We start from the raw sequence: 12,184 nt of genomic DNA on the forward strand, positions 1-12,184 counted from the left end.
AAGCTCGCTCCCACAGTTGACCGCGTACTCCTGTGGGAGCGAGCTTGCTCGCGATGAGCGCGCAGCGCTCGCTTTTAAGCCACCTCTTTCTTCGGCTCGCGAATCTTGTACCAGGCCACATACAGCGCCGGCAAAAACAGCAGCGTCAGCAAGGTGGCGATAACGATCCCGCCAATCATCGCGTAGGCCATCGGGCCCCAGAACACTTCCCGGGCAATCGGGATCATCCCCATGCTCGCCGCCGCGGCGGTCAGCAGGATCGGCCGACGTCGATGTTCAGTGGCCTGCACCACCGCATCCCACGGCGCATAGCCCTTCAGTTCGTACTCCTCGATCTGGGTCACCAGGATCACCGAGTTACGAATGATGATACCGATCAACGCGAGAATCCCGAGGATCGCCACGAAGCCCATTGGCGTACCCGTAGGCACCAGCGCGATCACCACGCCGATCAGTCCCAGCGGCGCGACGCTGGCCACCAGGAACAGCTTCTGCACGCTGTGCAACTGGATCATCAGAAAGGTCGCCATCAGGAACAGCATCAGCGGCACAACCTTGGCAATCGGTCCCTGGGCCTTGCCGCTTTCCTCCACCGTACCACCGGTGGCGACCTTGTAGCCCGCCGGCAATTTGGCAGCGAACGCGTCGATGGATGGCTTGAGGATTTTCACCAGGTCCGTCGGCTGGATCTCGTCGCGGATCGCCGCCTTGATGGTGATGGTCGGCAGGCGATCGCGACGCCACACCAGCGGCTGCTCCAGTTCGTAGCGCACCGTGGCGAACGCCAGCAGCGGAATCGACGTGCCGCCAGGCGTGACGATTTGCAGGTTCTGCAGGGTTTCCGGCGTACCGCGCTCGGAGTCCACCGCACGACCGACTACGTTGATCAGGTAAATGTCGTCGTCGACCTGGGTCACCGCCTGGCCGCTGACGATTCCGTTCATCAGGTTGGCCACATCCTCGGAAGACAACCCCAACTGCCGCGCCTTGTCCTGGGCGATGTCGATGCGCAGCACTTTGCCCGGTTCGTTCCAGTCGTAGATGATCTCGCCAATGTGCGGGTTCTTGTCCAGCTCCGTGGCCAGGTCAATGGCATGTCGGCGCACCTGGTCGATGTCTTTGCCGCTGATCCGGTACTGGATCGGACGCCCTACCGGCGGGCCCATTTCCAGTGCCTGGACATAACTGCCGATGCCGACGAAGTCGTTGCGCAAGCGCTCGCGAAGCTTCTGCATCATGGCTTCACGGGTATGGCCTTTGCTGACGATCACCAACTGCGCATAGAACGGGTTTTGCAGTTGCTGGTCCAGTGGCAGATAAAAACGGATTGCACCCTGCCCGATGTAAGTGCTCCAGCGCACGATGTCCGGATCGTCCTTGAGCGTGGCTTCGAGGCGATCGACGGCCCGGCGGGTTTCGTCGATCGAGGCGTTTTGCGGCAGGTTCAGGTCCACCAGGATTTCCGGGCGATCCGAAGACGGGAAGAACTGGTTCTGCACGTAGCGCATGCTGAACACCGCCAGCACAAAGCACAGCACGGTGATGCCAATGGCCCACCAGCGATTGCGCATGCACCACAGCAGCCCGCCGTTGAAGGCCTTGCCAATACGCCCCGGTTCACCTTCATGGGGTTTCACCTTGGTGCTGAGAATGTGCACGCCAATCACCGGCGCGAACAGAACCGCCACCACCCATGACACCAGCATCGCGCAGGCAATCACCGCAAACAGCGTGTAGGTGTATTCACCGGCGGAGCTGGCGTTCAAGCCGATCGGCACAAAGCCCGCCACCGTCACCAGCGTACCGGTGAGCATCGGGAACGCCGTCGAGGTGTAGGCGAAGGTCGCGGCCTGCTCCTTGGTCTCGCCCAGTTCCAGGCGCGTGACCATCATTTCCACGGTGATCATCGCATCGTCCACCAGCAGGCCGAGGGCGATGATCAGTGCGCCCAGGGAAATCCGCTGCATGGTGATGCCGCTGTACTCCATGAACACGAACACCATCGCCAGCACCAGCGGGATCGAGCAGGCCACCACCAGTCCGGCGCGCACGCCAAGGCTGACGAAGCTGACCAGCAGCACGATCACCACCGCCTCGAACAACGCGCTGGTAAAGCCGCCGACGGCCTCCTCGACCACCACGGCCTGGTCGGACACGTTGTAAATGCCGACACCTACCGGCAGGTCGGCGGTCAACTGGTCAATACGGGCGTGCAAGGCCTTGCCGAACGCCTGGACGTTGCCACCCTTCTGCATGGCAATCGCCAGGCCGATGGCCGGTTTACCGTTGAAGCGGAATTCCGGCGAGGCCGGATCGACGTAGCCTCGGCTGATTTCGGCAATGTCGGCCAGACGATAGTAGCGGTCGTTGAGCTTGAGGTTGACCTCGGCCAGGTCTTTCTCCGAAGCGAACTTCCCGGAAGTGCGTACCGAAATCCGCTCCGGCCCGGCCTCGATGACACCCGCCGGGGTCACGGCGTTCTGAGATTGCAGGCTCTGCACCACCTGACGCTCATCGATGCCGAGCGCTGCGAGTTTGCGCGTGGAGAAGTTCAGGTACAGCACTTCGTCCTGCTGGCCGACCATTTCGATCTTGCCCAGGCCCGGCACACCGCGAATTTCCATGCGCGCCTGTTCCACGTAGTCGCGCAACTGACGCAGGGTCAGGCCGTCGGCGGTGAAGGCGTAGATCGACCCGAAGACGTCGCCGAACTCGTCGTTGAACGACGGCCCCTGTATGCCTTGCGGGAACTGGTATTTGATGTCGTTGATCTTTTTGCGCACCTGGTACCAGATTTCCGGGATGTCCTTGGCACTGGTGGTGTCGCGCAGGTACACGTACACCGTCGATTCGCCGGGGCGCGTGTAGCTTTTCACGTAGTCGAGGGAGTCGAGCTCTTCGAGCTTTTTCTCGATCCGGTCGGTGATCTGCTTGAGGGTTTCCTCCTGGGTCGCCCCCGGCCATTTGCTCTGGATCACCATGGTCTTGATGGTGAACGAAGGGTCTTCTTCGCGCCCCAGGTTGAAATACGAGAACACACCCATCAGCAATGCGACGAACATCAGATACCAGATGAACGACTGATGCTTGAGGGCCCATTCCGAGAGGTTGAAAGGCCCTTTCATTGACTGTCCTCGTCGATTTTCACTTGCTGCCCCGGTTTGAGGCTGTTCACACCGGCACTGACCACCCGCTCGCCGTTCTTCACGCCGCCGGCCAGTACCACGGTGCTGTCGGTGCGGCTGATCACCTGGATTTCACGGGGGGAGACGGTTTTACTCTGCGCATCGATCACCCAGATACGTGACTTGCCATCGACCTCTTGCAGCGCGGTGACAGGCAATTCGATGCGTGGCTTGATCGCCGAGCTCAGGGTGACGCTGATGGCCGTACCCAAGCGAAAACCCTGTGGCGTTTCGGCCAGGGACAGGCGGGCGCGACGGGTGCGTGTAGCGCTTTGGGCCTGAGGTTCGATTTCGCGAATGACGGCGGTGGTGTTGATGCTCGGATCAAGTTGCGCAGCGACCAGAAACACCACATCGCTGGGCAGTTGATCGACCAGGGTATCCGGCAGGTCAATCACCGCTTCCTTGATGTCCGGTTGTGCCAGGGTCACCACTTGCTGACCCGCCGTCACCACTTGCCCGGCCTCGGCGCTCCATGCAGTGACCACGGCTTTATGGTCGGCGCGCAACTCGGTGTAGCCCAGTTGGTCCTTGCTCTGGTTGACGGCCGCCCGGGCTTGATCGAGGGAGGCCTGGGTGGTTTTCAGGTAGGTATTGGCCTGGTCCAGTTGCGCTTGCGCACCGACCCCGCGATCAAACAAGGCTTGCTGACGCTGGGCACTGGCCTTGGCATTGATCAGTTGCGCCTGGATCTTCGACAGGTCGCCCTGGGCCGAACGCAACTGGTTCTGCTGATCGGAAGGATCGAGGGTGGCGAGCAGCGTGCCCTTGTCCACTGCGGCTCCGACATCGACGTTACGACTGGCGATGCGCCCGCCCACGCGAAAACCGGTATTGCTTTCATAGCGGGCCTGGATGCTGCCGGCGAATCGGCCCAGGTCCTCTTCGCTCAAGGCCTGAATCTTGATCGACAACACAGGCCGTACCGGTGTCGGTGGCGGTTCGCTCTTGGAACAGGCGCTCAGCACCAGCCCGATGGACAACGCCCATATAGGCTTCATGGCTTAGCTCCCCAAGTCAGATCCTTGTAAGTGTTTTCGGCAATTTCGACTTCCATGTCCGGGTGCAACAACTGTCCGCCCGCGACAATGACTTTCTCCCCACCCTTCAACCCGTCGCTGATGATGACCTTGCCGGTCAGGTAGCGGCTGACAGTGACCGAGTGCAACTGGGCCTTGCCCTTGTCATCGACAATCCAGACCGCAGGTTCACTGATGTTTTTGGTCAGCGCCGACCATGGCAACTCGATGACCGACTTGCCCGACCCCCTGGCCGTGGCACTCACCACCGAGCCCAATTGCATGCCGTCGGGCAGGCTGTTGAGGCCGACCTTGACCTGCACGGTACCGGATTGTGCCGACACCGACGGGGTGATTTCGCGCACGGTGCCGGTGGTTTTGATCGCCGGGTTGTCGAGCAGGCTCAGGACAATGGTTTCATCCCTCGGCTTCTCGGCCAGCAGCGATTCATAGACATTGAACACCGCATCCCGGTCGCCGTCCCGGGCCAGGCTGAAGATCGGCATCGTCGCCTGAACCACCTGGCCGACTTCCGCCTGACGCGCGGTAATGATCCCCGGCGCATCGGCGATCAGCGCCGTATAGTTCAACTGATCCCTGGCGTTGGCCAACTGCGCCTGGGCGGCGCTCAAGGCGCTCTGGCTGCTGCGCAAGGCTGCCTGGGCCGAGTCGAATTCGCTCTGGCTGGTGTAGCCCTTGGGCAAGAGCTTTTGCTGGCGCACGAACGCCGCTGCGCTCTGCGTCACTCGCGCCTGTTCAGCCAACACTTGTGCCTGGGCCGAGTCGACGTTGGTCTGCAAATCCTTGGGGTCGAGCCGGGCCAGCACTTGCTTGGCGGTCACTCGATCACCGACGTCGACCGAGCGCTGGATGATCTTGCCACCCACGCGGAAAGACAGCTCCGTTTGTATCCGGGCCTGGATATCACCGGTGAGGGTAACCGGGGCCGCGTAATCCGCCGGCTTGACGACTTGTACGAACACACGTGGCAGGTATTCCTGCACGGTTTTTTTCTCTTCGCAAGCCGTTAGCAGGGTGACGACACTCAAGGCCATGACTACTTTCAATCCGGGAACCGCCATGCAAACTCCTTGGCCTTTTTTATGGACAACTCGACAGAGAGCTTAGAACAGGGTTTCAACCTTGCACGCCCCGCTTATGAAGAAAAAAATCGCACCGTTTTACCCCTGAAACACTTGCCATAGACGGCTGCGCGTACCTGACAATGAACCCCGCCCGATCCCGCTTCAGGAACCCACATGCTCAAGACCCTCGCGGTGGCCAATTACCGCTCGATCAACAAACTGGTGATCCCGCTGGGCCAGCTGAATCTGATCACCGGCCCCAATGGCAGCGGCAAATCCAACCTTTACCGTGCGCTGCGGCTGCTGGCGGAAACCGCTCAGGGCGGCGTGGTCAATGCCCTGGCCCGTGAAGGCGGGCTGGATTCGACCTTCTGGGCCGGCCCGGAAACCATCACCCGGCGCATGCGCAACGGCGAAGTGCCCATCGAAGCCACGGTGCGCCAGGGTGTCAAACGCCTGCGGCTGGGTTTTGCCGGTGATGATTTTGGCTACTCGATCAGCCTGGGCCTGCCCGATTCCAATGGCCATTTCATGCTGCCCGGGCACCGTTTGCCCATACCGTCACGTTTCAGCCTCGACCCGCAGATCAAGCGCGAATGCCTATGGGCTGGAGCGTTCTATCGTCCGGCCAGTCTACTGGTCGATCGTGACGGCCCAATGATTCGCGCCCGTGCCAATCGCAGCTGGGATGTACTGGCCCAACACACGCCGACTTTCGACAGCCTGTTCGATCAGGTCGGCAGCCTGCGCGGTTCGCCGGAAGTGCTGGAGATGCGCGAGTTCATCCGTCGCTGGCGCTTTTATGATCACTTTCGCAGCGACGCCAACGCCCCGTCGCGTCAACCACAACTGGGCACCCGCACGCCGGTGCTGCATCACGACGGACGCGACCTGGCGGCGGCCTTGCAGACGATCATCGAAATCGGCGATCCCGAGGCGTTGCAGGCCGCGATCAGCGACGCGTTTCCCGGCGCGCGACTGCACATCGAACCGCTGCCGGGTGGACGCTTCGCCATCGAGTTCTTTCAGGAGGGGTTGTTGCGGCCGTTGTCGGCCGCCGAGTTGTCGGACGGAACATTGCGCTACTTGCTGCTGGTTGCAGCGCTGCTGACGCCGCGGCCGCCAACCCTGATGGTGTTGAACGAACCGGAAACCAGTCTGCATCCGGATCTGCTGCCGGCGCTGGCGCGTTTGATTATCCGTGCATCAGAACAGTGTCAGGTGTGGGTGGTGTCCCATGCCCGGCGCTTGATTTCGGCATTGCAGCAGGATCCGCAATGCAACTGCATCGTGCTGGAAAAAAATCTCGGCCAGACCGGGATCGTGGGCCAGCGCATGCTGGATGAGCCGGCATGGTATTGGCCGGATTGAATGGCAGGTGATTTGCCGGGACGATGGAAGACGTCTATTTTCCCTTGCACCACAGGAAGGATCTTTTTTTCGAAACACAGCTCCAAGGACGTACCACTTTTGGCCAGACTCCCGGCCAACACCTCACAAGGACGAGAACATGGCAGACGTAAAAACGCCGCAACGGCTGGATCCGCAGGACATTCTGAAATTATTGATGGCGTTGCGCAGGGCGTTGAAGGCCGGGCCGGCCTGAGCAACTCCAGGGTCAACAGGCTCTTTGTGGCGAGGGGGCTTGCCCCCGTTGGGCTGCGAAGCGGCCCCTAATAACCTCCCAAATTCTCAATGACGCACCTTGGGACGAATGCTGCGCATTCGAACGGGGGCAAGCCCCCTCGCCACAAAAGCTCCCTCGCCACAGGTAAATCGAACGCTCAAAAAAACGCCGACGCTAAATCAGCCGTCGGCGTTTGAAACCTTGAAGGGGTTTACTCCACGAATCAGAACGCTGGCAATACCGCGCCGCTGTACTTCTTCTCGATGAACGCTTTCACTTCAGGGCTGGTCAGGGCTTTGGCCAGTTTCTGGATGGCAACGCTGTCCTTGTTGTCCGGACGAGCCACCAGGAAGTTCACGTAAGGCGAATCGGCACCTTCGATCACCAAGGCATCTTTAGCCGGGTTCAGACCCGCTTCCAGCGCGTAGTTGGTGTTGATCATGTCCAGGTCGACCTGATCCAGCACACGCGGCAACATCGCCGACTCAAGCTCCTTGAACTTGAAGTTGTGCGGGTTCTTGGCGATGTCTTTCGGCGTGGCCAAGGCATTTTTCGGGTCTTTCAACTCGATCAGGCCAGCCTTCTGCAGCAGGATCAGGGCACGACCGCTGTTGCTGCCTTCGTTCGGGATGGCAATGGTCGCGCCGTCTTTCAACTCAGCCAGGGTTTTGACTTTCTTCGAGTAGCCGCCGAACGGTTCGACGTGCACGCCGATCACGGTTTCCAGGTGAGTGCCTTTACCTTCGTTGAAGCTTTTCAGGTACGGCAGGGTCTGGAAGTAGTTGGCGTCCAGACGCTTCTGGTCGACCTGAACGTTCGGCTGAACGTAGTCGGTGAATACTTTGATTTCCAGGTCCACGCCTTCTTTGGCGAGGGTTGGCTTGATCAGCTCAAGAATCTCGGCGTGTGGAACCGGGGTTGCGGCAACCACCAGTTTTTCGCCAGCCTGGGCCAGGCCCGCGGTCAGGGCAGCCGCCAATGCGGTGAACAACAGAACCTTTTTCATGCAGTGTCCTTATCGAAAATCACAGTCGCTTGTGGCGACGGCTTGAAGATGAGAGTGCCAGTGAAGTGCTATCGCTGGCGTGAAGCGGACAATACCGGGATTTTTTATTCCCGAACAATAACGTTTATTCAGCTTCATATTCCATTTTGTTCATACAGCTGTAGGAGCGAGTTTGCTCCGGGCGGCGTTCCGACGATGGTCGAGAACGAAAACGCGCAAACCTGATACCCAACGACGTTTGTGGATTTCTCGCGAGCAAGCTCGCTCCTACAGGAATCCGGCGTTTGCGAGCAGTTGTTTCAAGGCGTCTTTTTCGGCATCGGAACCGTTGCAAAAAATCTGCTTGAGCTGCCGTTCGATCTTTCCCAGACCTTCATCAGGCAAATTCAAATGCTCTGGCAAAATTTCGTCACCGGTGCTCACCAACAGCGCAAAGTGAATGATGTTTTCCAGCTCCCGGGTATTGCCCGGCCAACTGTGGCGTTCCAGCACAAGTTGCGCCGCTTCGCTGATCAATGGCACCGGCAGGCCGAGCCGTTGGCTGTAGATGCCGAGAAAGTATTCGGCCAGCGACAGGATGTCGCCCGTGCGCTCGCGCAGCGCCGGCAGTTCGAGCTGGCCTTCGCTGAGGTAGTAATAGAGCCGCTCATGGAATTTTCCGGCGGCGACGGCCTGGGCCAGATCGATGCTGGTGGCCGCCACCAGCCGCACATCCACCGGGCTCGGCTGCTGAGCGCCGACGCGGGTGACTTCGTGGTTCTCCAGGGCGGCGAGCAGCTTGATCTGGATCGGCAGCGGCAGGTCGCCGATTTCGTCCAGGTACAGCGTGCCGCCATTGGCCGAGCCGAACCAGCCTGCACGACTGCTCGCCGAACCGCTGTAGCTGCCCGCTGCATAGCCGAACAGCTCGGCGTCGGCGTAGGTCGGGCTGATCGCGCCGCAATTGACCGATACGAACAACCCGCCGCGATCACTGGCGCGATGGATATGCCGCGCCAGCAATTCCTTGCCGGTCCCGGTTTCGCCACGGATCAGCACCGAGACTGAACGCGTGGCCAGTTGCTCCAGGTCCTCGCGCAACTTCCGCGAACGCGGATCGACAAACACCAACGCCTTGGCGCGGATGCTCAGGGGACTTTTTTCGGCATCGGGAAAGGTCAGCAGCGGCTGACCGAAGGTTTCAAAGCTCATGGCAGACTCCCGCCCAAAACCGCCGGGAGACGGGGGCGTTAAATAAAGAAAGTGTTCAAGCGCGGCGCAGGGCGTGGTGTTCCATACGGTTCTGCAGGCGATAGAGATAGGCAAAACCCTGCTCCCAGCGCTGGTGACCGGACTTCACGTTGATATGCCCCGCCCCCGCCAGAATCCCCGCCTCGGCGCCCCATTGGCGCGCCAGCTCCAGGGCTCGCGGCGCACTGACGGCGCTGTCGTTGTCGGAGCTGACAACCTGGCTCGGAAAGGGCAGCAGATCCGTCGGAATCGGCGCGAAGTTGCGCAAGGCCGGCGCGCAGGCCGGGCGCTCGACATCCGCCGGTGCGACCAGCAGGGCACCACGCACTTGACGCAAAAACTGCACGGGTGCGGTCGCTGCCCAATGGGCGACAGTGATGCAGCCCAGGCTGTGGGCAATGAGAATCACCGGCGTGCTGTCGGCGGCAATCGCCTCGGCCAGCGCCGCGACCCAGTCTTCACGGCGCGGTGTCAGCCAGTCGGCCTGCTCCACCCGTGCGCTGTTCGGCAGACTGTTCTGCCAGTGGCTTTGCCAATGATCTTCTGGCGATCCTTGCCAGCCCGGCACAATCAGGTAGCGAATGGATTCGTTGCGCATGGGGAACACTCCTGCTGCGTGTCTGTTCCCGGACGAGTATAGGGAGGAGAGATATATTCGTTAAGGAATAAGAAGCTATTTATTAAGATCTATATCGAATATTAAACATGTAACCTGTGGGAGCGAGCTTGCTCGCGATAGGGCCCGGACATTCAACATCGATGTCGATTGATCCACCGCCATCGCGAGCAAGCTCGCTCTCACAGGGAACAGTGTGTTCGCGAAAGTTGAAGCAAAAAAAGGGCCGCACCCTGCCAAGGAGACGGCCCCGGAAAATCGAAAATCGGTTAACGCGCAGTAATCACCGACAGCCTGGTAATCCCTGCCCGCTCAATCGACGCCATGGCCCGGGCCACCTCGCCGTAATTCACCCCATCGTCCGCCTGCAACTGCACGCGCACCTCGGGGTCTTTGGCCTTCGCCGACCTGAGGTTGAACTCCAGCAAGTCCGGCTGTATCTCGTCCTTGTTGATAAACAGTTTGCCGGCACCGTCGATGCTCACCACCAACGGGTCTTTCTGCTCCACCGGCGCCACCGCTTCGGTCTTGGGCAGGTTGATCGGAATGGCGTTGGTCAGCAGTGGCGCGGTGACGATGAACACCACCAGCAACACCAGCATCACATCCACCAGCGGCGTCACATTGATCTCGCTGAGCACCTCATCGGTGTCTTGCGTGGAGAAGGCCATATCAGGACGCCTCCTTCACTTTCTGTGCGCTGCCCTGGGCCGCCAGTTTGTGTGCCGTCGGGTGAATCAGCACGCGGAACGAACTCTTCTGCGCCAGGCTGTAGAAGTCGTGGGCGAAGTCATCCAGGTCCGCCGCCGTCAGTTTCAAACGACGCAAAAAATAGTTGTAAACCAGCACCGCCGGTACCGCGACGGCGATCCCTACGCCGGTGGCAACCAGCGCCGCGCCAATCGGCCCGGCCACTGTTTCCAGGCTTGCCGAGCCCGCCGCGCTGATGCCCTTCAACGCTTCCATGATTCCCCACACCGTGCCGAACAAACCAATGAACGGTGAGGTGCTGCCAATGCTAGCGAGCACTGCCAACCCGGTTTCCAGCGACCGGCGCTCGCGCACGATCTGCTGACGCAAGGCACGCTCCAGACGATCCTGATGATTGATCGCCTGGCTCAAATCCGCCGTCTGCGGCGCCTCGCCGACCTGGATCGCGGCATAACCTGCCTGTGCAACCCGGGCTGCCGCTCCGGGCCGGGTTTCGCTCAGTTCCGCCGCCGAATCGAGACTCGAAGCGGCCCAGAACTGTTGATGAAACTTTCGATCCTGTGCCTTGAGGCGACCGAACTGCACGCCCTTGAGCAATGCCAAACCCCAGGTCGCGACGGAAAAAACCACCAGCAGCCAGATCACCGCGCTTTCGATGGATTCAAGTGGAGATGCCAGTAACGTCATGGTGTATTCCTCGTGTAAACGTTTCGCGCGAAATTGGTTTCGGTTTAATGAATCTTGAAATCGATCGGCACGCTGACCCAGCCGTCCCGGGCCACATCACCTTGCCTGGCCGGCACGAAACTCCAGCGCTTCACCGCGTTCAGCGCAGCTTCGTCCAGTGCATCGCGACCGCTGCTTTTCTGGATCTGGATCTCGCCGGGCTTGCCGCTGGCCAGCACATGCACGCGCAACAACACCGTGCCTTCCCAGCCGCGACGCTGGGCCAGCGAGGGGTACTCCGGCGCCGGGTTTTTCAAGTAGCCCGCGTTCGCTGAAGCGGGTGTCACGGGAGCTGGGGCCGGGGGAGCAGGTGGCGCAGGGGCCGCTACGGGCGCTGCCGGTTTCGGCGGCGCGGGTGGTTGCTCAACCGCCTTGGGTGCCGGTTTCGGTATCGGTTTGGCAACCGGTTTGGGCTTGGGAACCGGCTTTGGTGGCGGCGGCTTCACGGCCAGTTCGTCTTCCACGGGCGGTGGCGGCTCGACCACTGGCTGGACAGGTTGCGGTGGCGGCGGCTCGACCACCGCAGGTGCCGGACGCGAGAACTCAATGGTCATCGGCGGAGTCTGCGGCGGCACGATGGGCAGCACCGGGGTCGATTGTTGATTGACCCAATAAATCACCGCGCCATGCACCAGCAACGCCAGCACACCGAGCAGGATCGTCTCCCGTCGACTCAAGATGCCTTTGGGCGCGCGCTGCAAACGCAACTGGCCCAAGGGCACCCGGTGCGGTCGGCCGAGGTCGACCAACTCACCACCGGGTGCCTGGCGCCACAGCACTTCATGTGCACTGACGGCGGTCTGGACATTGCCCATTGTTCAACTCCCTGCGGTCTCTTTGCGGATTACCGGAACGTCGTACTGAACATCCCCCGACGACGTCCTGATGGAGCAATCATTGGCCTGAACGCTTAGCGCTTAAAGTAATGTTTAAACTTATATTTAGACCTTAAACGAATATGTAAACCATCAACCCACCG

At 60.5% G+C, this 12,184-nt stretch carries 10 protein-coding genes; 1 reads left to right on the plus strand and 9 read right to left on the minus strand.

Annotated features, from left to right (window positions below):
- Positions 1–74: 74 nt before the first annotated feature.
- Genes PMI29_RS11425 through PMI29_RS11415 form a run of 3 tightly spaced genes read right to left on the minus strand, consistent with a single transcriptional unit; the run spans position 75 to position 5,286 of the window.
- Positions 75–3,125, minus strand: coding sequence for an efflux RND transporter permease subunit (locus PMI29_RS11425; protein WP_007999745.1), 3,051 nt, complete (start codon positions 3,123–3,125; stop codon positions 75–77).
- Positions 3,122–4,186, minus strand: a complete 1,065-nt coding sequence (locus tag PMI29_RS11420) for an efflux RND transporter periplasmic adaptor subunit (protein WP_007999747.1) — start codon at positions 4,184–4,186, stop codon at positions 3,122–3,124. Before PMI29_RS11420 ends, PMI29_RS11425 begins: the two co-directional genes overlap by 4 nt.
- On the minus strand, positions 4,183–5,286 hold the full coding sequence (locus tag PMI29_RS11415; protein WP_007999748.1) for an efflux RND transporter periplasmic adaptor subunit: 1,104 nt from the start codon (positions 5,284–5,286) through the stop codon (positions 4,183–4,185). The genes PMI29_RS11420 and PMI29_RS11415 overlap by 4 nt, the downstream gene beginning before the upstream one ends.
- A gap of 177 nt (positions 5,287–5,463) precedes the next feature.
- On the opposite strand from PMI29_RS11415, the gene PMI29_RS11410 reads away from it, so the two are divergent.
- Complete coding sequence (locus tag PMI29_RS11410) at positions 5,464–6,660, plus strand: AAA family ATPase (RefSeq protein WP_007999750.1); 1,197 nt, start codon at positions 5,464–5,466, stop codon at positions 6,658–6,660.
- A 479-nt stretch (positions 6,661–7,139) separates the two neighbouring features.
- Here the strand turns inward: PMI29_RS11410 and PMI29_RS11405 are convergent, their stop codons facing one another.
- The 6 genes from PMI29_RS11405 to PMI29_RS11380 form a co-directional block, all read right to left on the minus strand.
- Complete coding sequence (locus tag PMI29_RS11405) at positions 7,140–7,922, minus strand: MetQ/NlpA family ABC transporter substrate-binding protein (protein WP_007972924.1); 783 nt, start codon at positions 7,920–7,922, stop codon at positions 7,140–7,142.
- A 267-nt stretch (positions 7,923–8,189) separates the two neighbouring features.
- Positions 8,190–9,113, minus strand: coding sequence for a sigma 54-interacting transcriptional regulator (locus PMI29_RS11400; RefSeq protein ID WP_007999755.1), 924 nt, complete (start codon positions 9,111–9,113; stop codon positions 8,190–8,192).
- A 55-nt stretch (positions 9,114–9,168) separates the two neighbouring features.
- Complete coding sequence (locus tag PMI29_RS11395; RefSeq protein ID WP_007999757.1) at positions 9,169–9,750, minus strand: alpha/beta hydrolase; 582 nt, start codon at positions 9,748–9,750, stop codon at positions 9,169–9,171.
- A 287-nt stretch (positions 9,751–10,037) separates the two neighbouring features.
- On the minus strand, positions 10,038–10,439 hold the full coding sequence (locus PMI29_RS11390) for an ExbD/TolR family protein (RefSeq protein WP_007999758.1): 402 nt from the start codon (positions 10,437–10,439) through the stop codon (positions 10,038–10,040).
- Between the two features lies 1 nt (position 10,440).
- Positions 10,441–11,166: a MotA/TolQ/ExbB proton channel family protein gene (locus tag PMI29_RS11385; RefSeq protein ID WP_007999760.1), complete on the minus strand. Its 726-nt coding sequence runs from the start codon at positions 11,164–11,166 to the stop codon at positions 10,441–10,443.
- 44 nt (positions 11,167–11,210) lie between these two features.
- Complete coding sequence (locus tag PMI29_RS11380) at positions 11,211–12,020, minus strand: energy transducer TonB (RefSeq protein WP_007999762.1); 810 nt, start codon at positions 12,018–12,020, stop codon at positions 11,211–11,213.
- Between the last annotated feature and the right edge of the window lie 164 nt (positions 12,021–12,184).

It is taken from the genome of Pseudomonas sp. GM49, from assembly GCF_000282355.1.
GTDB lineage: Bacteria > Pseudomonadota > Gammaproteobacteria > Pseudomonadales > Pseudomonadaceae > Aquipseudomonas.